This is a genomic window from Stenotrophomonas rhizophila (assembly GCF_001704155.1).
GTDB classification, from domain to species: domain Bacteria; phylum Pseudomonadota; class Gammaproteobacteria; order Xanthomonadales; family Xanthomonadaceae; genus Stenotrophomonas; species Stenotrophomonas rhizophila_A.
On the sequence record NZ_CP016294.1, the window covers coordinates 1,429,094 to 1,451,279 of the forward strand.

Genomic DNA, 22,186 nt, shown 5'->3' on the forward strand with positions numbered 1-22,186 from the left:
TGACGACCAACGGTCGTCACCTACCGAACGGTGCGTGCCTTTGCCGTTCGTGGCGGAAATCGCCCGGTAGGTACCGACCGTTGGTCGGTACGCTCTTTCGCACCGAAGACATGACCTTTGGCCATGGGGCTGCACCTCCCCGCAGGTCTAGCATCGGTCCTTTCGTATGCCGGAACCGTCTTCGATGAAACTGCGTGCCGCCGTCCTCTCCGTGCTTCTCGCCGCCACTACCACCGGCGTGCACGCGCAGACACCCCTGCCGCAGGACGTCGCCTTCCCGGGCACGCTGCGCATCGACGTGGACGCACGCGACATCGGCCGCCGCATATTCAAGGTCAAGGCCACCGTGCCGGCGCAACCGGGCCCGCTGACCCTGCTGTACCCACAGTGGCTGCCCGGCGCGCATTCTCCCAGCGGCCCCATCGACAAACTCGCCGGCCTGGTGGTCACCGCCAACGGCAAACCGCTGGCGTGGAAGCGCGACCCGTACAACGTGTACGCCTTCACCGTGGACGTGCCGCAGGGCGCCAGTGAAGTCGTCGCCAACTTCAACTTCCTCTCCTCGCAGGGCGCAGGGCAGGGCCGCGTGGTGATGACCCCGGAAATGCTCAACCTGCAGTGGAACGCCAACTCGCTGTACCCGGCCGGCGTGATCACCCGCAACATCCAGGCCCAGGCCAGCGTCACCCTGCCGCCGGGCTGGGCCTACGCCACCGCGCTGGACACCGAGCGCCGCGATGGCGACACCGTGGTGTTCAAACCCATCAGCTACGACCACCTGGTGGACTCGCCGCTGTTTGCCGGCCGCCATTACCAGCAGTTCGACCTCGACCCCGGCGCCAAGGTGCCCGTGCACCTCAACGTGTTCGCCGACGACGCCAAATCACTGGTGGCCAAGCCCGAACAGCTGCAGGCGCACCGGGCACTCGTGCAGCAGATGTACAAGCTCTACGGCGCACGCCACTTCGACCGCTACGAATTCCTGCTCGCGCTCACCAGCAAGCTCGGCGGCATCGGCCTGGAGCACCAGCGCTCCAGCGAGAACAGCGGCGATACCGGCTACTTCACCGAGTGGGACAAGACCTGGCTCGGCCGCGACCTGCTGCCGCACGAATTCAACCACTCCTGGAACGGCAAGTACCGCCGTGGCGCCGACCTGACCACCGCCAACTTCAACGTGCCCATGGGCGACAGCCTGCTGTGGCTGTACGAAGGCCAGACCCAGTTCTGGGGCCACGTGCTGGCCGCACGTTCGGGCCTGTGGAGCACCGACCAGACCCGCGACATGCTGGCGAACGTGGCGGCGACCTACGACCGCGGCCGCCCCGGCCTGGCCTGGCGCAACCTGCAGGACACCACCAACGACCCCACCATCGCCCAGCGCCGCGCCCTGGCGTTCCGCAATTACCAGATGAGCGAGGACTACTACTCCGGCGGGCAGATGGTGTGGCTGGATGTGGAAGGGAAGCTGCGCGCCTTGACCGGCAACAAGCGCAGCATTGATGATTTCGCCAAGGCCTTCTTCGGCATGCACGACGGTGACTGGAACGTGAATCCGTATACGTTCGATGAAGTGGTCAGCACCTTGAACGGCATCGCCCCGTACGACTGGGCGAGCTTCCTGCGCGAGCGTCTGGACGGCCACGGCCCGCTCATCGGCGGCCTGGAAGCGGCGGGTTGGAAGCTGGTCTACACCGATACCCCGAACGACGCCTTCAAAGCGCAGGAAACCCGCGCCAAGAACACCAACCTGCTGTACTCGCTGGGCGTGGCGGTCACCGACGGCGGCGCCATCACCGACGTGCTGTGGGACAGCCCCGCCTTCAACGCCGGCCTGGCCCCGGGCATGAGCGTGCTGGCGCTCAACGGCCGCGTGTTCAAAGGCGAGGACCTGAAGGACGCGGTGGCCGCCGCCAAGACCGACAAGGCCCCGCTCACCCTGCTGGTGCGCAACTTCGACCGCATCGACACCATCAAGCTCGATTACCACGGCGGCCTGCAGTACCCCTCGCTGCAGCGCATCGCCGGCAAGCCCGACCGCCTGGCCGAGCTCTGGAAAGCGCGATGAACCTGCGCCGCGACGTGCCGATACTGCTGGCGGCGGTAGCCGCCATCATCGGCGCGTCGCTGGATGGCGATGGCCGCTGGCTGCACTGGATCGCCAAACCGCTGGCCACGCTGCTGATAGCAGCCATGGCGTTCCGTAGTGCCGACCGTTGGTCGGCAACCGACACACCCTCCGCCCACCGCACCTACGCCCGCGCGATCCTGCTCGGCATGGCGTTTTCCTGCATCGGCGACATCGCCCTGATGCTCCCGTTCGACGCCTTCGTACCGGGGCTGATCGCCTTCCTGCTCGCCCACCTCTGCTACATCGTCGCCTTCCGCGAAGGGTTCAGGGCAGGGCAGGGATTGCTGTTCTCAGCCGCATTGCTTGCCGTATTCGCCGGCATCAACCTGGCCGGCCTATGGCCGCTGCTCCCCAACGACCTGCGCATCCCGGTAGTGGTTTACGTAGTAGTGCTCGCGCTGATGGCCACACTCGCCCTGGCGCGCGCATGGACGAACAACGCAGCAACCCCATCCGCACCCACAAGCGCCCGCTGGGCCGCAATCGGCGCAGTCCTCTTCGTCATCAGCGACTCCGTACTGGCCTGGGACCGCTTCGGCGGCGGCCTCCCAGCCGCAACCCTGTGTGTACTAGGCACCTACTACGCAGCGCAATACTGCATAGCGCGCTCGGTCCGATAACGGCTCGCACGCACCTGGTGGGATGACTGGGGTCGAACGACTGGCATTACTGTCTGCATGACGCGGCCGTGGCGGCGGCTTTACCTGTGCTGCCGGCACGGCACGGCTCTGGTAGGGTCGGTTCCCAAACGACCGCCGACCCTGCCAATCACTGCTGTAACGCATGACCCCGGCCGGAGATGCGCTCTTCGCGTGATCACTCCCCAACATCCCCCGCCGACTCACACCGCTTCCCTTCATCACACAACCGATCCAACAACGCCAACGCCACCCCATTGCTCCACCCAAACCCATCCTGCAACGGATACTCACCGCCACCCCCACCGCCGGCTGAGCCATCCACGACATATTTTTCGACCAGCTTGCCGTCGCGGTCATACACCGTCTGCACCGTGCGCAGGAAGCGCACCCCGATCTGCCGCGCCAGTGCGTCCTGCTGGTAGCGCTGCAACCCATCTACTGCCACCCACTGCAGCGGCGCCCAACCGTTGGGGGCATCCCATTGCTGCCCGGTGTTCTCTGTGGTGGTCAGCAATCCGCCCTCGCGCACCAGCTGCACCTCCACCGCCTGTGCGGTCCGCTTTGCCTGCGCTGGGCTAGCCACCTGCAGCCACAACGGGAACAACGCCGCTGCCGTAAGGGCAGGTCGGGGCGTGCCGCGCTCCAGATCACGATCGGCATACCAGCCTTGCCGTTCATCCCACAGCAGCGCGTTGATCGCCTGCTTGCGCTGCTCGGCCAGGCGTTCGAAATCCCGCGCCACAGAACGTTCCCCCGCCGCACGACTAGCCCGCGCAATCGTCGTCTCAAGATGGAACAGCAGACTGTTCAGATCCACCGGCACAATCTCGGTGGTATGGATGCTCCCCAGCTCCGCCGGATGCACCAACCACCGCGAACTGAAATCCCACCCCGATTCCGCCCCGGCCCGCAGATCGCGATACACCTGCGAAGGCGCGCGATCCGGCACCGTGGCCGCCGTCGCCAGATCATCCGTCCACGACTCGGTACGCGGCACCGCCCGCGCATCCCAGTAGCGATTGAGCAGGCTCCCATCATTCATCCGCACCACACGCTCACTGGCGGTCCCAGGTGCCAGCCCTTCCGCCCCACGCATCCAGAACGCATGCTCGGTGCGCAGCTGCGGCAGATACCGGCGATACGCGTCATCCCCCTCATGCGTAGCCAGCAGATCCACCATCAAACTGAAGAACGGCGGCTGCGACCGGCTCAGGTAATAGCTGCGGTTACCGTTGGGAATATGCCCGTACTGGTCCAGCTGCCAGGCAAAGTTGTCCACCATGTCGCGCACCTGCTCCCAGCGGCCACTGGAGGCCAGGCCAAGCAGGGTGAAGTAGCTGTCCCAGTAGTACACCTCGCGGAAGCGCCCGCCGGGCACCACATACGGCTTGGGCAGCGGCAGCAGCGAACCACGCGGGTCCACGGTGTCGGTGGTCCGGGTCAGCACCGGCCACAGCCCCTCGATATGCGCGCGCAGGGTTTCCCCGGCAGGTGGCACGTAGGCGGCTGACTCCGTGGAAACGGTGAAGTGCGTGACCACGAAGGCGGGCAGGGTGTAGCCGGGCTGCGCCTGGGCCTGCCCCCATCCCGCCAGCAATGCGTCGGCATCCAGTTTCGGCACCGCATCGGCGAACGTCTTCTGGTCCTTGAACAGGTGGGCGCGCTGGACCTGCTGGAAGAGGGGCTGCCACTGATGGTCAGGCGGCGCAGGCACAGTGACCTCGGCCGCAGCCGTGGTGGCGAACAGCAATGAGGCGATCAGCAGGCCGGGCAGGCGGGCACAGGGGGACATGCGGGGCCTCCAGATGATGGTCCACGCACTTTACGGGCGGTCACGTCAACGCGGGGTGGCTCGGGCTGAACCGTCGCGCCTCGATGCGCGATCTTCACGCAGTCAGACGAACCCGCTACCATCTCCCGTGGGCACGTCGCTGGGGAGCGTCGTGCCTTCAAGGATGTCGCTCATTCCAGTGTCGTTTGAGCCTGCCGGTCGGTGTGACCGGACTTCAGGGAGAGATCGTATGCGCAGCACGTTGTTGACGGCGGTTCTGCTGTTCGCAGTGCCGGGTATCGCAGTGAGTGCACCACAGGAACCGGCCAAACTGGTGGCGACCCATGGCTATGCCTATGCGTCGTTCTCCAAGGGCGGGCGCGATGTACTCGTTGTCAGCCCGGTGGGCAGCAAGCGCGAGATCCGTATCGACATGGCGGCCGCCGTTCCGGCCGTTGCCAGCATGCAGGCGCTGGGCATGTGGTTGCCGGCGGGCAACTATCGTATTACGGGATGGGGCTTTCTGCCGTGGAAGGACGGCCCGACCTTCGAGGTCAAGCCTGGCCGGGTCACGGATCTGGGCGACTACGTTGCCGTGAATGTGGGTGGTTACAAGACCGTGGTCGTCCCTCTCACCCATGACGAGCATCCGGGAAGGGTGGCCGCAGCGGCGCAACCGTTCGCCTCGCTGCTGACCGACCCCGTACCGCTCCGCCCTGCCACCTTGTCGCTGTCGCCGGCCATGGAGGCGGGTAATCCGGATACCGGGCTGGGCCCCATCGTCAATCTGCTGATGGCCTATGATCGCAAGGTCAACAAGACGTCCACGATTGAAGCGCTGACATCGGCCAAGGATCCTGATGCGTTTCTCCGCCTGATCCGAACAGTCACCGTACCGGTACAGGACGAGCCAGCCATTCTCGCCGACGGCACCATGTATTTTCCTGCCGACTTCGGGCAGCTGCGCAAGCGCACGCGGGACGGCCAGTGGAGCAACGTCGGCATGGACACCGTGCGCAAGATCATGGCGGTGGAGGCGTACGACGGACGCCTGGTTAGCGGGAGCGATGACGGCTACATCCGCGAAAGCCGCGATGGCGGCGCCACCTGGGCCGAGCTCGCGGCGCTGGGCAGCATGCGCTCGGTTGTGGACATCGATCACGCGGGCGGCCGCTGGGTCGTGACCACCGCAGAAAATGCCGATGCTTTTGTACCAGGGCGCATCCCGCTGGCGCCGCGACTTCAGCCACCGGCCAAGGCAGTGCGCCTTCGCGTGTACGTCGCGCAGCGCGATGACCTGGGTGACCTGACGCTCTCCCGCGAGTTGTCGTTGGAGGGAAAAGACATGTGGGGCTGGCTGGGCGCGCAGGGACAACTGGCGGGCAGCGACTACTATCTGTTGGCGGGCAACACGCCGCAGCGACTCGATCTGGCCACCGGGCGTTGGAAGTCCATCGCGCCCAGGGAGCGGACGTCCTCACTACGGGTCAACCCTTCCACGGGGGTGCTCGCGGCGCTCTGGAGCCAGGGAGCCTTCTCGAAGGTCTATTACTCGACGGATCGTGGCGAGAGCTGGCAGCAGATCGGCCGGCCGCCCTATGTCATCCACGATGTGCAGATGGATACCGCTGCCACAGGCTGGGCGACTCGCTGGAACGTCAATACCTGGGGTGGGGTCTGGGAGCTCTATGCCTATTCGTCGCAGAAGAACGACTGGGACATGACCGGCGAAGCGCCTTTCAACTGCAAACCCATGCGAGTGGGTGTCGAGGCACCGGTGCTGTGCGTGGCCGCCGATTCCAGCATCTTCGCGCTGCGGGATGGCAGCTGGAAGGTCGAGTTCTCCGCGCAGTGAGGGGAGGGGGCAGGCTTGACCGCCCTGCGGCTCGGTAGGGCCCGTTCAGCCGGCCGGGGCGGTTCCGCCAAGGCAGATTGACCCCCGGCGCCCACCCCCTTAGAATTGCCTGCTCAGCCGGAATAGCTCAGTTGGTAGAGCGGCGCATTCGTAATGCGTAGGTCGTAGGTTCGATTCCTATTTCCGGCACCAGATACACCAGAAAGCCCCGGCCTTGGTCGGGGCTTTTTGTTTTCGGTGTTTCGGCCTCATTGGGCTACGTCGGAAACCGCCTCGTCACTTGCACAAGGTCGCATTTGTCCTGTCAAAAATGCTGCGCTCCTTATAGTCACAATGAACGTTGACAGGCAGGTGCACCCAACATAGCATCCCGGCCAACAGAGCCAAATCCCCTCCTGACCCAGCGTCAGTGACGGTTTGGCCTTTTTTTTGTCCGCTCGTACCTCAGAGCAGGAAAGCCGATTCCGATATGGGCAGCGCGTTGCTGGGGCTCCGACCAACACGCTCGGCTAAGATTTGCACAGTGGTGAACACCAAGTCGAGCGGCCAGCGCTTAAGGCCGGGAAGGCGCGGTATGCGGCTGAAAGAATGATGGCTATGATTCTCAGATAGGCCTGGTGGGGATCGGTGCCGAGTTACCCAAGTCCCGTTGGCCCCTTTTCACCCTTAATCGCGGGGACGCCATGACAAGTGCGCTTCGGCTGTGCGTAGTAGTACTGTGCCTGCTTCTTGCTTCCTGCAAGGTGGATTACTCGGCGATCCGCGTGGCTCCGCCCAATGAACCTGTGGCGCATCTGGTCTCGGGACTCAACCGGGCGAGTGGTACGCCGGTCTATATCCTTGGCATCAACGGTAGTAAGTCAGGCGCTGTCCTTGGACGGGAGATGCTGATTCGTCCGGGCAAGAACACGGTCAGGTTGTTTTACACGGGCGGAATGTATATCAGCGATGTCGAATTTGAGAGCGATTTCGAAGCGGGCGGGTATTACGTTGCCGAAGTTTTCCCGGACGATTCCGCAAAGATGGCAACGTTCAGATTCACCCGGGTGTCAGCCGGTGAGTTCCAGACGTTCATGTGCCGTGCGCAGGCAGACCTTCAGAAGCGACTGAAGAACGTCAACCCGCAAGCGGCCCCTGCGTGCGATAGGCTGCGCCGACCGCAGTCGGCGGCCCCCGATGTAAAGGCGCTTTAAGCCGCTTCTATCTTGGGCGGTCCCGCTTGGGCTCGGTCGATACCGGATCGGCCATCATTCCGGTTTTCTTTGGTAAGAGGCTCGCCGCCGACCACCCCGTGACATCACGAGCGTCGCGGTTTCCAGCCGCGCTGCAGTTGCCGAAGGTGCCCTACCACAGAGCCCGCGATCACCGCTCCAACGGTCAGGCGCGTCAACGGCATCAGGAGCTTCCCAAGGCGGTGATACAGCAGTGGGGGCAGATGGAGGGCCTTCAATGGCCGGTCGGAGTAAATCTATCCAACAACTGCATCAACGAGCGATTAATCCTGTTCCACCGCCATGCTGACCCGGTTACGCCCGCCCGCCTTGGCCCGGTAGAGCGCCTCATCCGCGCGCGCGATCAATTCGGCCAGCAGCGGCTGGTCACTCCCCGGCAGCGCCTCACCCAGCGCGGCACCGATGCTCACCGTCACATTGATGCGCGCATCGCCAACATCAATCGGCGTGGCGGCCACGGCCTGGCGCATCCGTTCGGCCACCGCCGGCGCGTCCTCGACGGCAGGCGCCGCCAGCAGCGCGACGAACTCCTCCCCGCCAAAGCGCGCGAACAGGTCGCGCTCGCGCAGCGCCTCCCGGCAGCGCTTGGCTACTACCTTCAGCACTTCATCGCCCGCAGGATGACCGTGGCTGTCGTTGATTTTCTTGAAATGGTCGACGTCGACCATCAGCACGGCCACCGAATGACCGGTGGCTTCCCGCGCGGCGATGATCTGCGCGGAGCGCTCCTCAAAGTGGCGCCGGTTGGGAATGCCGGTCAACGGGTCGGAGGCGGCCAGGCGGCGCAGCTCGGCGGCCATCAGCAGTTCGGCGGTCACGTCAGTGAACAGCCAGATGCGCCCATATTCGCCGTTCCCACGTACGGGATGGGTATCCACCTCGATGGTCCGTTCGCCCAGCGCCCAGTTCAAGGTGGAAGCAAAACTGACATTGCCCACCTGCGCGCCGTAAGCCTGCTCAAGCTCGGCGTGGTTGTCGCACCGCTGCCGCAGGGTACGCATGGGTTCGGCAAGGTCGCGCGCGCGGTGGTTACCAGGTGGGCAGCCCAGCAGGTCGGCGGCACGCTCGTTGATCACCGCGCTCACGCCGTCGCCTTCCATCAGCACGATGCCGGCGGGCACGCTCTCGACCAGATCGATGAACTGGTTCTGCACCGTCACTTCGCGCAGCTTTTCGCGCCGGGCGGAAAGCAGTCGTGCCACGCTCGTGGCAAGCAGCGGAACCTGTGGGGTCAACTGCGTAGCGGACGGCTCGCCTTTCCACAGCACCAGCAGGCCACTCAGCGGTGCGCCGAGCGATGGCGCGGGCACGAACAGCAGCCGCGTCGGCGGACCATTCAATGCATGCAGCAGTGCGGTGGGCAAGCGGAATCCGGCGGCAGCCACGGGTTCCCCCGACCAGCTGTGCTCCAGGATGCCGCTACGGGCCAGGCTGAATCCGGAAAAAGGCATGGCCGGGAATGAAGCGGCCCAACCCGCCCAGCCATTGGCTTCAATCTCCACCGCCATGACCAGATCCGCACCGGAAGCGAGCTGGGCGAAGTGGCACAGGCCGGCGAGGGCGTCGCTGTCGGTAGTGCTCATGCCACGTTGCCCGCCAGGCGGCGCTCGAGGATACGCACGACTTCATCCGGGGCGGTCATGTGCGGAAGATGCCCCTCGGCCTCGATGACGTCCAGCGTGGCGGTCGGAATGGCCGCTTCCAGCCAATGACCGACCTGCACCGGCACGGCCATGTCGACCGCGGTCTGGATCACGTGCACGGGCCGGGTCAGTTGCGCGGCCAGTGATCGCATATCGGAATTGAAGATCGTGCGCGAGGTATTGAGCGCGATGTCCGGGCGCATCTGGAACAGCGTGCGCGAGAAGTCGGCCACCACCTGCCCGTTGTCCACGCCTACCACCATCGGCGCGAACCCGGCCACCCAGGCCTGGTAGTTGGCGCTCATGCTGTCGAACAGGTTCTCCAGATCCGCTGCCTGGAAGCCGCCGGTGTAGCCGGTGTCATCCAGGTAACGCGGCGAGGCCCCAACGGTGACCAGCTGGTTGAACAGTTCCGGGCGGGCCACCGCGGCCACCGCACCGATCATGCCGCTCATGGAATGGCCGACATACACGCAGTCGCGAAGCGCCAGGTCGTCCATGATCTCCAGCAGGTCGTCGGCATAGCCGAACAACGATCCATGCCGGTCGAAATCGTAGGTGTCCGCACCGTTGGGCCCGCAACCGGCGAGGTCGAACGACACTACGTCGTAGCGCGCCTCGAACCACGGGCGCAGGGCGCTCCAGGCCGTCTGGTCGGTTCCGAAGCCATGGGCAAGGATGGCGACCTGACTGCCCTTGCCGCTACGGCGGCCATTGAATCTTTCAAAGCTGTTCACGCACATCCAGTCATGGGCATTCGGCAGCTGCCGATACTAGGCCAGGCTGGCATGCGGGTCCATGACACATCGGCGCGCGCCAGGGTTTCGACCGGCCGCTGTTAACCTCGGCGTCAGGGCCGCACTCCGAGGGCGAACCGCGCCGTCAGACGCCCCAGGGAATGTCAGCCTCGCCAGCGGCCTGCTCGAATCGTGGGCGGCCGAACCAGTAGCCCTGCATCAGGCGGATGCCAAGATCGGACAGGCATCGCGCCTCATCCGCGGTTTCGATTCCTTCGGCGATCACCTCGATATCCAGCTCGTCGCACATCGACATCACCCCGGCCACGATCGCGCGTCGTGACCGGCTATGGTCGATGCCGCGGATCAACGCCATGTCCAGCTTGACGATATCGGGGTGAAAATCGGCCAGTAGGTTGAGGCCGGCAAAACCGGCGCCAAAGTCATCAATCGCCGTCTTGAAGCCGATACGTTTGTACTCGCTCAGGATCTCGGCCAGCCATGTGCCGTCGCTGACCTGCTCGCCCTCCACGGTCTCAAAGATGATCCGCTCTACTGGAAAGCCATACCGCTCGGCCGCCTGCAGGGTGGAGCGAATGCATACTTCCGGCCGATAGATGGCATTGGGCAGAAAATTGATCGAAAGACAGGACGGCAGCTGCAACCCCGCCGCGATCCGGATGGCCTTTTCACGGCACGCTTGGTCGAACGAATACCGGTTCTCGGCGGTCACGCGCGACAGCACCGTGTCGGCAGGTTCGCCCGCCGGACCGCGTACCAGCGCTTCGTGCGCGAACACCTTGCGCGCCTGTATGTCGACAATGGGCTGGAACGCGTAGCTGAAGTCGAACGGCAGCGGCTCCGCATCACGGCACAAGGCACATCCGGCTCGTGAGGGGGAAGAGGGCATGCAGTGGGGTCCGTCTTCAGGTCAGGCGGGAAGCTTAGCCGATGCCTGATCAGGGGCATGTGGATGCCGCGCCGTTGGCGCCTGCCCTTCAAGCCGCATCCTCAGCCCCTTGGCGGTGGTTCGCGCTTCCACCAGTCTCGACGTCCCTTCCCGGTGCGACGCGCACGCTCCCTGCGCTCGGCCTCCCGTTGCTCAAGGGGTGAGCGCTGGTCCGGCCCCATGAACAGGTGGCAGCGGACTGCCACCCTCCCACGGCCGTTAAGTAAAAATACCGGCCGACCGACCGTGCCTTTGCTGAGGCGACATCGGTTGGCCCGGTGGAAGCTGACATTCGTCAAGGTCAGCAGGGAAATCGAAAATGACGACCACGATGTGGGACGCGGCTCCGGCTGTCGGTCTGGGTTTGATCCTCGCGCTGCTTCTTCAGGCATGCAACCGCGAGACCACGAGCACAACTCCCACCCCAGCACCTGCGGCTGCCCGCCCCGCGGAGCCGCCTGCAGCAACACCACCCAACATGCCGCCACCGAACCCGTGGCTGGCGGAGAGCGTCTACCCGACCTCCCACTTCAATCCAGCGGCAACCGATTCGGTGCTGATCGCAGGGCCCGTCGGCAGCAGGAACCTGACTGCGGCGGACGTAGCGACCGTGCCCACGCTGATCACCTCCAATCCCACCATGAAGCGGGTGGGCGGGGAGGTGATCGCCTTTGCCAGCGGTGCGGTGGGTGTGCAGAAGATCCGGGTGACCGGTGACGCGTTCGAGGCGGTGGGCGGACTATTGCCTTACCCCGGCTTTGAAAAATCCGCCGCGATGGCTACGCCCACTGCGCTGGATGCTGCACTGACCCAGCTGGACGCCGCCTACCGGGCCAAGGACGAGACGAAGATTCTGGATGCGCTGAAAGGGCTGGGTGCCGCCGGCCTCAACATGGAAAGCGGCATCAACGGGGTGTACAACCTGTTTGATCGCGACGGCAACCACTACTGCGTGTACGGAGGCACCCACGTGCTCAAGACAACCGATGGCAACCTAGTCGGTGACCCGCCGCGGATCGTAAAGACGGCCGACGTAGCCAAGGGCCTGCCGGCAGACGTCGCCAGGTCGGTTACCCGCATCATCGGCCTGAACATGACCTACGACGGCTTCCTGGCGGCAGCCGCGCCGGGAGCGTTGATCATCCTGGACCGGGATCTGAACGTGAAGGCGTCAGTGACCTTCAATGGCGAGGCCGTCGACAACAGCATCGTGATCGATGAGAACAACGGCATCTACGTGGTCACCGAGAAGCACATGAACAAGGTGATCTGGAATGGGACCACATTGTCCACCGACGAAAAGGACGGCGCCTGGTCGTCCGCCTACGATTCCATGCCCGGCGAAAAAGCCTTGGCGATGGGTGCGATCTCGCGCGGCTCGGGCACCACCCCGACATTGATGGGATTCGGCAGCGACCCGGACAAACTGATCGTGATCGCCGATGCGGCTGAAACCGGCAGCAACGCAGTGGCGTTCTGGCGCGACGCGATTCCGGCAGGCTTCCAGCAAAAGCCGGGCACCCAGTCCAACCGTATCGCCGACCAGATCCGCATCGATATCAGCCAGATGACCATCGAGCCCTCACCCAATGTGTTGGGATACGGCGTCGCATTCCTCAACAGTACGTATCCCAAACCGCTTCCGGCGGGTCCGGGCAATGCGTTCACCGGCGGGATCACCCGGCCGGCGCCGATTGGCATACAGAAGTTCAACTGGAACCCGGACAAGGACGCGTTCGAGAAGGCCTGGATCAACCATGAGGTCGACAACACCGACATCATGGTGCCGGTGGTCTCGGCCGCAACCGGGCTGCTGTACGCCGCGCACAAGGACAAGGGCGTCTACCAGTATGTCGGCCTGGACTGGTCAACGGGCGAGATCAAGTCGCGCTGGGTTTTCCCGGACGACAGCCGTCGTTGGAACGCCTTGGGCGGCATCACCACGGTCATGGATAACGGTGACCTGATGATCGGCGGGGTATTCGCCGTCAAGCGGCTCAAGATCGGTGGTGGTGCTACCACGGTACGTTAGCGCGACGATCCGCGGCCACGCTCAGCGTGCGTGCGCGTCCCAAACCACCATCAACCGCTGGATGGCGGCGTCCATGGCCTTGAAGCTCATGCCATCGCGGGCCAGCGTGGTGAGACCCAGCAGGAAGCTGTCGAACACGAACGCCAGTGAAGCGGGATCGGTCTCCGGCCTGAGATCGCCGCTCGCAATGGCGCGGTCCACGCAGGCCCGGATGCCGGCACGCGTGTGGGCGCGTGAGCGGGTAAGCGGCGTGGTCAGGGCCGAGAGTTCCGGCGATGGCGCGCTCATCACTCCCAGCGCGACCATGCAGCCCTTGGGGTGGCCGCGCTCGCACTGCATCTTCGCCGAGCGGCGCAACGCGAGCTCTACCGCTTCCCGGGGAGCCAACGAGGTGTCCCACAGGCAGTGGGTCACTTTCGCGAACGTGGCCAGGTAGCGCTCCATGCATTCCTTGAACAGCGCCTCCTTCGACCCGAACGCCGCGTAGAAGCTGGGCGCAGTGATGCCGCCCCCGATGGCAGCCTTCAGCTGGGTCAACGAGGTGGATTCGTAGCCCTGTTCCCAGAACAGGTGAAGCGCCTCCTCGACGGCAGTATCGCGGTCGAAGCTGCGGGGTCTGCCCATCTGTGCCATGGCGTGCTCCGGTGTTGACATAAATACTAGTCGATACAGAAAGTGTTGACAACGCGACCATGCCGGCAGTATATATACCGAACGATACATAACGCAGGCGCTGACAGTGGCGCCTTTTTTTTTGCTCAGATATGTACCGATAGGTATGTATGTGACCCGGCAAGCCCCCGATGAAGGAAACTGTGTGAGCTCTTCCACCGCATCACCCCACGGCGAATCTCCTGCGCCACTCCCGATTGCCGCGCTGTTGGCGCTGGCGATGACCGGTTTCATCTGCATCGTGACCGAAACCCTGCCGGCAGGGCTGCTGCCGCTCATGTCCGCCGGTCTCGACATCACCTCTGCAATGGCAGGCCAGACCGTCACCGCTTACGCGCTGGGATCGGTGCTGGCTGCGATACCGCTGACCATCGCGACGCAGAAGTGGCGCCGGCGCAACGTACTGCTGCTCACCATCGTCGGCTTCCTGGTGTTCAATTCGATTACTGCGCTTTCCAGCGACTACAGCCTGACTCTGGTGGCGCGATTTTTTGCCGGCGCGGCGGCGGGCCTGGCATGGAGCCTTCTGGCGGGGTACGCCCGGCGCATGGTGCAGCCCGAGCAGCAGGGAAGGGCAATGGCCATTGCCATGGTGGGTACGCCCATCGCTCTCTCGCTGGGTGTTCCGCTGGGAACCTGGATGGGCGGCCTGCTCGGCTGGCGGACGGCGTTTGCCGCGATGTCCGCGTTGACCATCATCCTTATCGTGTGGGTGCTGGTGAAAGTCCCGGATTACCCGGGTCAGTCGGCCGCGAAGCGTGTGTCACTGCGCAAGGTGCTTGGCACTCCCGGGGTGCGGCCCGTGCTTGCCACTGTGATGGCGTGGATGCTGGCGCACAACATCCTGTACACCTACGTGGCGCCGTTTGCCGCACACGCCGGCCTGGGGAACCGCGTGGACGTGCTGTTGCTGATCTTCGGCCTCGCCGCGCTGGTGGGCATCGGCATGACGGGCCGGTTGGTGGAGCGTCACCTGCGCAGTACCGTCCTGGTTTCACTGGCGACGTTCTTCGTGATCTGCGTGGTGCTGGCGCTGCTGCAGGGGCTGCAGCCGGTGGTCTACGCCTGCGTGGCGATCTGGGGGCTTACCTTCGGTGGCGCCGCGACGCTGCTGCAGACCGCGTTGGCCGACAGCGCAGGGGAGGGCGCGGATGTGGCGCTGTCACTCAATGTCGTGGCCTGGAACAGCGTCATCGCTGGCGGGGGCATGCTGGGCGGTGTGCTGCTGGAGCAATGGGGCGCACAGACCTTTCCCGCCGCCATGGCCGTGCTGCTGGCGATCGGGTTCTGCATTGCGTGGCGTGCGCGGGTGCATGGATTTGCCGCCGGCAAGCGGTCAGTTGTAGCCGGGCATTGATCGACCGCCAGGTTTGATCCCCGAACGGGGTGAACACTCTCCACCCGTACGAAGATGGATCAGACGAGCCAGGTGTGGGAGCGGCAGCTCTAGTGTGACCTTGCAGTCGCACAGCGACAGGCAGAACTGGCCCATTCAGCACTCGCTGTGGTCGATTCAAGACATGGCGGGTCTCAGCAGCCGCTTGCCCCAGAGGGGGTGCATGGGCGTTTCTATCCTGGGCGGGGTTCTGGTCTACTGGGGATCACGCATGCCCAAGGCTATCCCATGAAAACCGCCGTGTTCAGCGCCCGCCCGTACGACCGCCGTTTCCTCGATGAAGCGAATGCGCGCGACAACGCCGGGCAGGGGTTCGAGCTGGCCTATTTCGATGCGGCGCTGGACGCCACGACCACCGGCCTGGCCCAGGGTTTCGATGCGGTCTGCGTGTTCGTCAACGACCGCCTGGATGCGCCCGTGCTGCGGGCCCTGCATGGGCTGGGGGTGCGGGCGATCCTGCTGCGCTGCGCGGGGTTCAACAACGTGGATCTGGTGGCTGCCGCGGAACTGGGGCTGCTGGTGGCCCGGGTGCCGGCTTACTCGCCCGAGGCCGTGGCCGAGCATGCGCTGGCGCTGGTCATGACCCTCAACCGGCAGACCCACCGCGCCTACAACCGGGTGCGCGAGGGCAACTTCATGCTCGATGGGCTGTTGGGCCGCACCCTGCACGGCAAGACCGTCGGGATCGTGGGCACCGGCAAGATCGGGCTGGCGACGGCGCGTATTTTCAACGGGATGGGCTGCACCGTGCTGGGCAGCGATCCTTATCCGTCGCCAGACTTCTCGGCGGTGGGCCAGTACGTGGCGCTGGAGGAACTGCTGGCCCGCTCGGACATCGTGTCGCTGCATTGCCCGCTTACGCCGCAGACCCATCACCTGATCAACGAGGAATCGCTGGGGTTGATGAAGCCCGGCGCCATGCTGGTCAATACCTCGCGCGGCGCCTTGGTGAACACCGATGCGGTGGTGCGCGCGCTGAAGTCGCGGCATCTCGGCCACCTGGCCATTGATGTGTATGAGCAGGAAAGCGCGCTGTTCTTCCAGGATCTGTCCGGCGAGATCATCGATGACGATCTCTTCCAGCGCCTGATGACCTTCCCGAATGTGCTGGTTACCGGGCACCAGGGCTTCTTTACGGTTGAAGCCCTGCAGGAAATCTGCAGCATCACCCTGCGCAACCTGTGCGATTTCGCCAGCGGGGCGGAATGCCAGAACAGGGTGGTTGCTGCCTAGGCTGGCCCGCAGGGCTCAGGCCAGCTTGTCGGGACAGGTTGCAACCATCGTCGCGCTGTTCTGCACCGGTACCCAGGAGCGTGAACTGCCGTTTCGCTTGGTTTCCATGTACTTCTCTGTCACCTGGTAGACACGGAGGTAACCACTGCTCTTTCCGCACCACTGGCTTACCCGGGTCGATCCCGGCTGCGAGGGAGCATCCGTGGTTTTCGCAATCACGCTCGATCCGCCTGCATCGAGCGGGTAGGAGAACTGCTCGATGAGGCCGGAAATGCCAGGCTGTTTGATGGCGTCCAGATACTGGATGCCTGCGGCACGTGCCTCGGTGGATTCCGAGGCGGCCATTGTCTGGAAGGTCGCGGTAAGCCGCTCGACAAAGGACGCCTTGTCGACGTCCGTTGAAATCTGCGTTACTGCGAGCGAGGTCTGTTCAACCGGTGCGGCGGCCGTGGCCGCCTGCGGAATCGAGCTCAGCAGAATCGTTCCAATCAAAAGCGAACCGCCAATCAACATTACGTTCATTGAGACTTCCTGGTGTCTGGACGCGGGAACGGCAGCTCGGACGCTAGGTCAGTATCTGGTGGCTGTCAATTAGTCCCAGGTTACCGATCTTCCACTTCGACATAGCGCACGACGGGCTTCTCGACATTCTCGCGGACGGGCGGATCGTCATTCCACAGCGGGCGCAGGAGAATCTGCCCGGGAGTGGCTTCGATTCTTACGTGCACGCCTACTTCGAACCCGAACTTGCGCAGCCAGGCGCCGCGCAGGGTCACCAAGGGGAGTGGGCCGAAGTGGTCGCGGTCTTGTTCGCCGATCTGGGGCACGGCGCGCACGTTGTGGAAGTAGCTGGGGGAATAGCTGGGTGCGCAGCGGGGTAGCAGCAGGACGACTTCTTCTTCGTCTTCGGGCCACTGGACGGGTTTGGGTTTCATCTTCGCTCCTCCAACAGGGAATGGCCCTCGCCGGTGAGGGCGAGGGCGTCGGGAGGTCAAAACCGTGCAAGCCAGACGGCGGGTGTATTCCCCCGTGAGGGGTCTTGTATTAGCCACCCTCCCGACATGGGACATCCATAATTTTGGCTCACCGGAGTTTTGAGCTCCGGGGAGAACCTTGCCCGCGGTCGACGAAGAAGCGAAATCGTTTGTGTCTGTTGGGTTTGCGATTTCAGTAGGCTGTATCTACTGGTTGTCGGGTGTGGCACGGAAATGCGGGAATTGCGGCGTTTGTGTGTGAGCCAGGGCACAAAAATTATTGTTTCGCCGACGCGCATCATTTGGTTTGGAGCGTGTTTCGGGGCGTCGTAATGGGTCCGGTGGGCGCGGAGTGGCGGGTGGGGCGGGGAGATCAAGAGCGGTGTTGATCAGTTTTCATGCGTTACCGGGTGTGGGTGGTGCAAGGGCGGTCGTTTGGGAACCGACCCTACGGCGCCAGGCGGCCCGGTGTCCTACGGCCATGTGCCCGGCCCGACTGTCCGGTGTTCATTCGGGGTGTGTCCGCGTGCGCGCGTGAGGGCGGGTTCGGGTGGGTCGGGCGGCCGGGGAGGGCCGGTGACACCGATCGCTGCCGTGAACGATTCATGTCTATACATGTCGCTCCGGCTGTGCTGATCCGGGCGGTCTGCGCGCAGTGCGACAACGTGTCGCAGCCGTTTCCGGGCCTTTCCTGCGTCAGATCATTGTCAATGCCTTTCTTAAATGGTGCGTGACGGCATAAAATTAGGGGGCTGACATGAACGTCCTCCGTGCCGCCCCCTTGGGACCGGTACACCCGGCTTTGGCCGGAGGGGCGCGCTTGAGAAGGCATTCCCTACGCAATTGGATCGACCGATGATTCCGTTGAAATCCCTTGGGCGCTGGCTGCGCCCGGGCCTGCTGTTCGCGTTGTCCGTGTTCATGACGGGCTGCAGCTCGGCCATTCTGGCCCCGAAGGGTCAGGTCGGCCACGACCAGAAGACCCTTCTGATCACGGCCACCGTGCTGATGCTGCTGGTCGTCGTGCCGGTCATCATCATGACCCTCGCCTTCGCCTGGAAGTACCGTGCCTCCAACACCAAGGCCCGTTACGAGCCGAAGTGGTCGCACTCCACCGCGATCGAAGTGGTTGTCTGGTCGATCCCCTGCATGATCGTGCTGGTGCTGGCCGTGCTGACCTGGCGTTCGTCGCACTCGCTGGATCCGTACCGTCCGCTGGACTCGCAGACCAAGCCGGTGGTGATTGAAGCCATTTCGCTGGACTGGAAGTGGTTGTTCATCTACCCGGAAGAGAACATCGCGACGGTCAACGAAATCACCTTCCCGGTGAACACCCCGCTGAACTTCAAGATCACGTCCGATTCGGTGATGAATGCCTTCTTCATCCCGCACCTGGGCAGCATGATCTACTCGATGACCGGCATGGAGACCAAGCTCCATCTGATCGCCAACGAGACCGGCACCTTCCCGGGCATGTCCTCGCACTACAGCGGCGCGGGCTTCAGCAAGATGCATTTCGACGCCAACTCGGTGACCGAAGCCGAATACCAGGCATGGCTGGCCAAGGTGCGTGCGCAGAGCACCCCGATGGACCAGGCCGCCTTTGGCGCGCTGGTGGCCGAGAAGAACCACGACTGGCACCCGGTGACCTACTTCGGCACCACCGAAACCGGTCTGTTCGACTGGGTCGTTGCCCGCCACATGGGTGACAACCAGCACTACGGCATGGACCACAAGGCCATGGATCACAAGGGCATGTCGCACGGCGCTGCGGGCGAAAGCCACGAAGGCCACGAGATGCCGGCCGGTGCCCATGACATGCCGGCCGACCATGCCGAACACACTGCAGACGAGCACGCCGCCGCCGGTCACGCCGGCCACGCAGGCTCGGGAGAATAAGCATGAATCCGTTGGGCAAACTGACATTCGCTGACATCCCGCACGACCCGATCATCATCTCCACGCTGGTTGGCGCGGGGATCGGTGGCCTGCTCGTGCTGGCCCTGATCACCAAGTTCAAGCTGTGGGGCTATCTCTGGAAAGAGTGGTTCACCTCGGTTGACCACAAGAAGATCGGCGCGATGTACCTCATCGTCGCCTTCGTCATGCTGCTGCGCGGCTTTGCCGACGCCATCATGATGCGTACCCAGCAGGCCATCGCCGCCAACGGCGCCGAAGGCTTCCTGCCGCCGCACCACTACGACCAGATCTTCACCGCCCACGGCGTGATCATGATCTTTTTCGTGGCGATGCCGCTGATCACCGGCCTCATGAACGTGGTGGTGCCGCTGCAGATCGGCGCGCGCGACGTGGCCTTCCCGTTCGTCAACTCGCTCAGCTTCTGGCTGTTCGTGGCCGGCGCGGGCCTGGTGATGATCTCGCTGGGCGTGGGTGAATTCGCGCAGACCGGCTGGCTGGCCTTCCCGCCGTTGTCGGGCAAGGAGTTCAGTCCAGGGGTAGGCGTGGATTACTACATCTGGGGCCTGCAGGTAGCAGGTCTAGGCACGACACTGAGCGGTATCAACTTCTTCATTACCATCCTGAAGATGCGTACCCCGGGCATGAAGCTGATGCACATGCCGGTGTTCACCTGGACCGCGCTGGTCACCAACGTGCTGATCATCGCCGCCTTCCCGGTGCTGACCGTCACCCTGGTGCTGCTGACCCTGGACCGTTACCTGGGCACGCACTTCTTCACCAATGACGGTGGCGGCAACGCCATGCTGTACATCAACCTGATCTGGATCTGGGGTCACCCGGAAGTCTATATCCTGGTGCTGCCGGCCTTCGGTGTGTTCTCCGAAGTGATCGCCACGTTCTCGCGCAAGGCGCTGTTCGGCTACAAGGGAATGGTGTACGCCACGGCCACCATCGGCGTGCTCTCGTTCATCGTGTGGCTGCACCACTTCTTCACCATGGGTTCGGGTGCCAACGTCAATGCCTTCTTCGGCATCACGACGATGATCATCTCCATTCCTACCGGCGTGAAGATCTTCAACTGGCTGTTCACCATGTTCCGCGGCCGCGTGCAGTTCACCAGCCCGGTGCTGTGGACGATCGGCTTCATGGTCACCTTCACCATCGGCGGCATGACCGGCGTGATGCTGGCGATCCCGGCCATCGACTTCGTGCTGCACAACAGCCTGTTCCTGATCGCCCACTTCCATAACGTCATCATCGGCGGCGTGGTGTTCGGCATGTTCGCCGGTATCACCTACTGGTGGCCGAAGATGTTTGGCTTCCGCCTCAACGAGGCCTGGGGCAAGCGCGCGTTCTGGTGCTGGTTCATCGGCTTCTATGTGGCCTTCATGCCGCTGTACATCCTGGGCTTCATGGGCATGACCCGCCGCATGCAGAGCTACCCGAACCCGGAATACCAGCCGCTGCTGGTCATTGCGATGGTCGGTGCGTTCATCATCGGCGCCGGCATCCTGTGCCAGATCATCCAGGTGGCCGTGTCCATCCGCGACCGCAAGAAGACCGCCGACCTGACCGGCGATCCGTGGGATGCCCGTACGCTGGAGTGGGAAACCTCTTCGCCGCCGTCGTTCTACAACTTCGGTTCGCTGCCCAAGGTCACCGAGCTGGACGACTTCTGGGAACGCAAGCAGCGTGGTGAAGCGTGGGAACGCCCGGCCAAGTACACCGACATCCACATGCCGCGCAACACCGGTACCGGTGTGGTGATTGGTGCCTTCAGCCTGGTCTTCGGCTTCGCGATGATCTGGCACATCTGGTGGCTGGCCATCGTTGGCCTGGTCGGCATGATCGGCACCTTCATCTGGCGCACCTTCGACAAGGACGTGGATTACTACGTGCCGGCTGCCGAAGTGGAGCGGATCGAAAATGAGCACCGCCGTCACCTGCAGGCGCAGGGTCTGGTGAAATCGGAGTTGCAGGCATGAGCAGCACTATCGCCAACAACGTGAACCACGGGCACGCCGCACACGCGGCGGCCCATGGCCATGATGACCACGAACACCACGACACCGGCGAGAACACCGTCTTCGGTTTCTGGGTGTACCTGATGAGCGACTGCCTCATCTTCGCCAGCCTGTTCGCGACCTATATCGTGCTGGCCGGCGGCACCAACGGTGGCCCGGGTCCGAAGGACCTGTTCGACCTGACCTTCGTAGCGTGGGAAACCACGCTGCTGCTGGTGTCCTCGCTGACCTTCGGCCTGGGCATGATCGCGCTGCATAAGCACAAGGTTGGCCAGATGTACCTGTGGCTGGGCCTGACCTGGCTGCTGGGCTTCGGCTTCATGGTCATGGAAGTGTGGGAGTTCAACCACCTCATCCATGAAGGCTTCGGTCCGGACCACAGTGCGTTCCTGTCGGCGTTCTTCGCGCTGGTGGGCACCCACGGCCTGCACGTGAGCGCCGGCCTGCTGTGGCTGCTGATCATGTTCATCCAGATCAAGCAGAACGGCCTGACCCCGACCAACAAGACCCGCATGGCGTGCCTGAGCCTGTTCTGGCACTTCCTGGACCTGATCTGGATCGGCGTGTTCTCCGTCGTCTACCTGAAGGGAGCGCTGTAATGGCACATGACACTCACGCACACGACCACGGCCATGGCGCCGCGGGCGAAAGCCACGGCAGCGTCAAGTCGTACCTGGTCGGTTTCCTGCTGGCCGCCGTCCTCACCATCATCCCGTTCTGGGCGGTGATGAAGGGTGGCCTGCCGGTCTTCACCACGGGCGTCATCATCGTGGTGGCGGCCATCCTGCAGATCTTCGTGCACCTGGTGTTCTTCCTGCACCTGAACCGCTCGTCGGAACAGCGCTGGAACGTCAGCGCGGCGGCCTTCACCGTGGTGGTGATCGGCATCATCGTCGCCGGCACGCTGTGGGTCATGCACAACATGAATGTGCACATGATGCATTGACCCTTGCGGGGGTGATGCACGCAGAAAGGC

Annotated in this window: 18 protein-coding genes and 1 tRNA gene; 12 read left to right on the forward strand and 7 right to left on the reverse strand. The window is 63.8% G+C overall.

Features of this window, described 5'->3' with window-relative positions:
• Window positions 1-184 precede the first annotated feature (184 nt).
• Together BAY15_RS06530 and BAY15_RS06535 are read left to right on the forward strand one after the other, a co-directional pair.
• Window positions 185-2,068 (forward strand): M61 family metallopeptidase, encoded by a 1,884-nt coding sequence (locus BAY15_RS06530; protein WP_068850216.1) that lies wholly within the window; start codon window positions 185-187, stop codon window positions 2,066-2,068.
• Entirely contained in the window at window positions 2,065-2,751 is a 687-nt protein-coding gene (locus tag BAY15_RS06535) for a lysoplasmalogenase (RefSeq protein ID WP_068850219.1), read from the forward strand. Before BAY15_RS06530 ends, BAY15_RS06535 begins: the two co-directional genes overlap by 4 nt.
• 196 nt (window positions 2,752-2,947) lie before the next feature.
• Here BAY15_RS06535 and treA read toward each other — a convergent pair whose 3' ends face one another.
• Window positions 2,948-4,564: an alpha,alpha-trehalase TreA gene (gene treA / locus BAY15_RS06540; protein WP_068850222.1), complete on the reverse strand. Its 1,617-nt coding sequence runs from the start codon at window positions 4,562-4,564 to the stop codon at window positions 2,948-2,950.
• Window positions 4,565-4,793: 229 nt separating this feature from the next.
• Here treA and BAY15_RS06545 point away from each other — a divergent pair, with 229 nt between their 5' ends.
• The 3 genes from BAY15_RS06545 (at window position 4,794) to BAY15_RS19130 (ending at window position 7,591) form a co-directional block, all read left to right on the forward strand.
• Window positions 4,794-6,398, forward strand: a complete 1,605-nt coding sequence (locus BAY15_RS06545) for a hypothetical protein (protein WP_068850224.1) — start codon at window positions 4,794-4,796, stop codon at window positions 6,396-6,398.
• A 116-nt stretch (window positions 6,399-6,514) separates the two neighbouring features.
• Window positions 6,515-6,590: transfer RNA gene (locus BAY15_RS06550), tRNA-Thr, on the forward strand.
• A gap of 491 nt (window positions 6,591-7,081) precedes the next feature.
• On the forward strand, window positions 7,082-7,591 hold the full coding sequence (locus BAY15_RS19130; protein WP_157771701.1) for a hypothetical protein: 510 nt from the start codon (window positions 7,082-7,084) through the stop codon (window positions 7,589-7,591).
• Window positions 7,592-7,893: 302 nt separating this feature from the next.
• Here the strand turns inward: BAY15_RS19130 and BAY15_RS06560 are convergent, their stop codons facing one another.
• From BAY15_RS06560 to BAY15_RS06570, 3 genes are all read right to left on the reverse strand, one after another.
• Window positions 7,894-9,213, reverse strand: a complete 1,320-nt coding sequence (locus tag BAY15_RS06560) for a sensor domain-containing diguanylate cyclase (RefSeq protein WP_068850230.1) — start codon at window positions 9,211-9,213, stop codon at window positions 7,894-7,896.
• Window positions 9,210-10,016 (reverse strand): alpha/beta fold hydrolase, encoded by an 807-nt coding sequence (locus tag BAY15_RS06565; RefSeq protein WP_068850232.1) that lies wholly within the window; start codon window positions 10,014-10,016, stop codon window positions 9,210-9,212. The genes BAY15_RS06560 and BAY15_RS06565 overlap by 4 nt, the downstream gene beginning before the upstream one ends.
• A gap of 139 nt (window positions 10,017-10,155) precedes the next feature.
• Window positions 10,156-10,920, reverse strand: a complete 765-nt coding sequence (locus BAY15_RS06570) for an EAL domain-containing protein (protein WP_068850235.1) — start codon at window positions 10,918-10,920, stop codon at window positions 10,156-10,158.
• 358 nt (window positions 10,921-11,278) lie between these two features.
• Here BAY15_RS06570 and BAY15_RS06575 point away from each other — a divergent pair, with 358 nt between their 5' ends.
• Window positions 11,279-12,991 carry a hypothetical protein gene (locus BAY15_RS06575; RefSeq protein WP_208856125.1) on the forward strand — a complete coding sequence of 571 codons (1,713 nt, stop codon included), beginning with the start codon at window positions 11,279-11,281 and terminating at the stop codon, window positions 12,989-12,991.
• A gap of 21 nt (window positions 12,992-13,012) precedes the next feature.
• On the opposite strand, the gene BAY15_RS06580 is transcribed toward BAY15_RS06575, so the two are convergent.
• Complete coding sequence (locus BAY15_RS06580; protein WP_068850240.1) at window positions 13,013-13,624, reverse strand: TetR/AcrR family transcriptional regulator; 612 nt, start codon at window positions 13,622-13,624, stop codon at window positions 13,013-13,015.
• Between the two features lie 145 nt (window positions 13,625-13,769).
• Here BAY15_RS06580 and BAY15_RS06585 point away from each other — a divergent pair, with 145 nt between their 5' ends.
• Window positions 13,770-15,020, forward strand: coding sequence for an MFS transporter (locus BAY15_RS06585; protein ID WP_083214086.1), 1,251 nt, complete (start codon window positions 13,770-13,772; stop codon window positions 15,018-15,020).
• 267 nt (window positions 15,021-15,287) lie between these two features.
• Window positions 15,288-16,292, forward strand: coding sequence for a 2-hydroxyacid dehydrogenase (locus tag BAY15_RS06590; RefSeq protein ID WP_068850245.1), 1,005 nt, complete (start codon window positions 15,288-15,290; stop codon window positions 16,290-16,292).
• Between the two features lie 15 nt (window positions 16,293-16,307).
• On the opposite strand, the gene BAY15_RS06595 is transcribed toward BAY15_RS06590, so the two are convergent.
• The gene (locus BAY15_RS06595) at window positions 16,308-16,814 is read right to left on the reverse strand and encodes a hypothetical protein (RefSeq protein ID WP_157771702.1); all 507 of its coding nucleotides are present in this window, start codon (window positions 16,812-16,814) and stop codon (window positions 16,308-16,310) included.
• A gap of 80 nt (window positions 16,815-16,894) precedes the next feature.
• A complete protein-coding gene (locus BAY15_RS06600) occupies window positions 16,895-17,227 on the reverse strand; it encodes a SymE family type I addiction module toxin (protein ID WP_068850250.1) in 333 nt (110 codons plus the stop codon).
• Window positions 17,228-18,121: 894 nt separating this feature from the next.
• Between BAY15_RS06600 and cyoA the strand changes: the two genes are divergently transcribed.
• Genes cyoA through cyoD form a run of 4 tightly spaced genes read left to right on the forward strand, consistent with a single transcriptional unit; the run spans window position 18,122 to window position 22,156 of the window.
• On the forward strand, window positions 18,122-19,165 hold the full coding sequence (gene cyoA / locus BAY15_RS06605) for a ubiquinol oxidase subunit II (RefSeq protein ID WP_068850252.1): 1,044 nt from the start codon (window positions 18,122-18,124) through the stop codon (window positions 19,163-19,165).
• 2 nt (window positions 19,166-19,167) lie between these two features.
• Window positions 19,168-21,171, forward strand: coding sequence for a cytochrome o ubiquinol oxidase subunit I (gene cyoB / locus BAY15_RS06610; protein ID WP_068850255.1), 2,004 nt, complete (start codon window positions 19,168-19,170; stop codon window positions 21,169-21,171).
• A complete protein-coding gene (cyoC, locus tag BAY15_RS06615; RefSeq protein WP_068850257.1) occupies window positions 21,168-21,809 on the forward strand; it encodes a cytochrome o ubiquinol oxidase subunit III in 642 nt (213 codons plus the stop codon). Before cyoB ends, cyoC begins: the two co-directional genes overlap by 4 nt.
• Window positions 21,809-22,156 carry a cytochrome o ubiquinol oxidase subunit IV gene (gene cyoD, locus BAY15_RS06620; RefSeq protein WP_068850260.1) on the forward strand — a complete coding sequence of 116 codons (348 nt, stop codon included), beginning with the start codon at window positions 21,809-21,811 and terminating at the stop codon, window positions 22,154-22,156. The genes cyoC and cyoD overlap by 1 nt, the downstream gene beginning before the upstream one ends.
• The last annotated feature ends 30 nt before the right edge of the window (window positions 22,157-22,186 follow it).

Excerpts from the sequence above, each read along its gene's own strand:
- BAY15_RS06530 (WP_068850216.1), top strand. The coding sequence starts at position 185 with ATGAAACTGCGTGCCGCCGTCCTCTCCGTGCTTCTCGCCGCCACTACC.
- BAY15_RS06535 (WP_068850219.1), top strand. The coding sequence starts at position 2,065 with ATGAACCTGCGCCGCGACGTGCCGATACTGCTGGCGGCGGTAGCCGCC.
- treA (WP_068850222.1), bottom strand. The coding sequence starts at position 4,564 with ATGTCCCCCTGTGCCCGCCTGCCCGGCCTGCTGATCGCCTCATTGCTG.
- BAY15_RS06545 (WP_068850224.1), top strand. The coding sequence starts at position 4,794 with ATGCGCAGCACGTTGTTGACGGCGGTTCTGCTGTTCGCAGTGCCGGGT.
- BAY15_RS19130 (WP_157771701.1), top strand. The coding sequence starts at position 7,082 with ATGACAAGTGCGCTTCGGCTGTGCGTAGTAGTACTGTGCCTGCTTCTT.
- BAY15_RS06560 (WP_068850230.1), bottom strand. The coding sequence starts at position 9,213 with ATGAGCACTACCGACAGCGACGCCCTCGCCGGCCTGTGCCACTTCGCC.
- BAY15_RS06565 (WP_068850232.1), bottom strand. The coding sequence starts at position 10,016 with ATGTGCGTGAACAGCTTTGAAAGATTCAATGGCCGCCGTAGCGGCAAG.
- BAY15_RS06570 (WP_068850235.1), bottom strand. The coding sequence starts at position 10,920 with ATGCCCTCTTCCCCCTCACGAGCCGGATGTGCCTTGTGCCGTGATGCG.
- BAY15_RS06575 (WP_208856125.1), top strand. The coding sequence starts at position 11,279 with ATGACGACCACGATGTGGGACGCGGCTCCGGCTGTCGGTCTGGGTTTG.
- BAY15_RS06580 (WP_068850240.1), bottom strand. The coding sequence starts at position 13,624 with ATGGCACAGATGGGCAGACCCCGCAGCTTCGACCGCGATACTGCCGTC.
- BAY15_RS06585 (WP_083214086.1), top strand. The coding sequence starts at position 13,770 with ATGTATGTGACCCGGCAAGCCCCCGATGAAGGAAACTGTGTGAGCTCT.
- BAY15_RS06590 (WP_068850245.1), top strand. The coding sequence starts at position 15,288 with ATGAAAACCGCCGTGTTCAGCGCCCGCCCGTACGACCGCCGTTTCCTC.
- BAY15_RS06595 (WP_157771702.1), bottom strand. The coding sequence starts at position 16,814 with ATGAACGTAATGTTGATTGGCGGTTCGCTTTTGATTGGAACGATTCTG.
- BAY15_RS06600 (WP_068850250.1), bottom strand. The coding sequence starts at position 17,227 with ATGAAACCCAAACCCGTCCAGTGGCCCGAAGACGAAGAAGAAGTCGTC.
- cyoA (WP_068850252.1), top strand. The coding sequence starts at position 18,122 with ATGATTCCGTTGAAATCCCTTGGGCGCTGGCTGCGCCCGGGCCTGCTG.
- cyoB (WP_068850255.1), top strand. The coding sequence starts at position 19,168 with ATGAATCCGTTGGGCAAACTGACATTCGCTGACATCCCGCACGACCCG.
- cyoC (WP_068850257.1), top strand. The coding sequence starts at position 21,168 with ATGAGCAGCACTATCGCCAACAACGTGAACCACGGGCACGCCGCACAC.
- cyoD (WP_068850260.1), top strand. The coding sequence starts at position 21,809 with ATGGCACATGACACTCACGCACACGACCACGGCCATGGCGCCGCGGGC.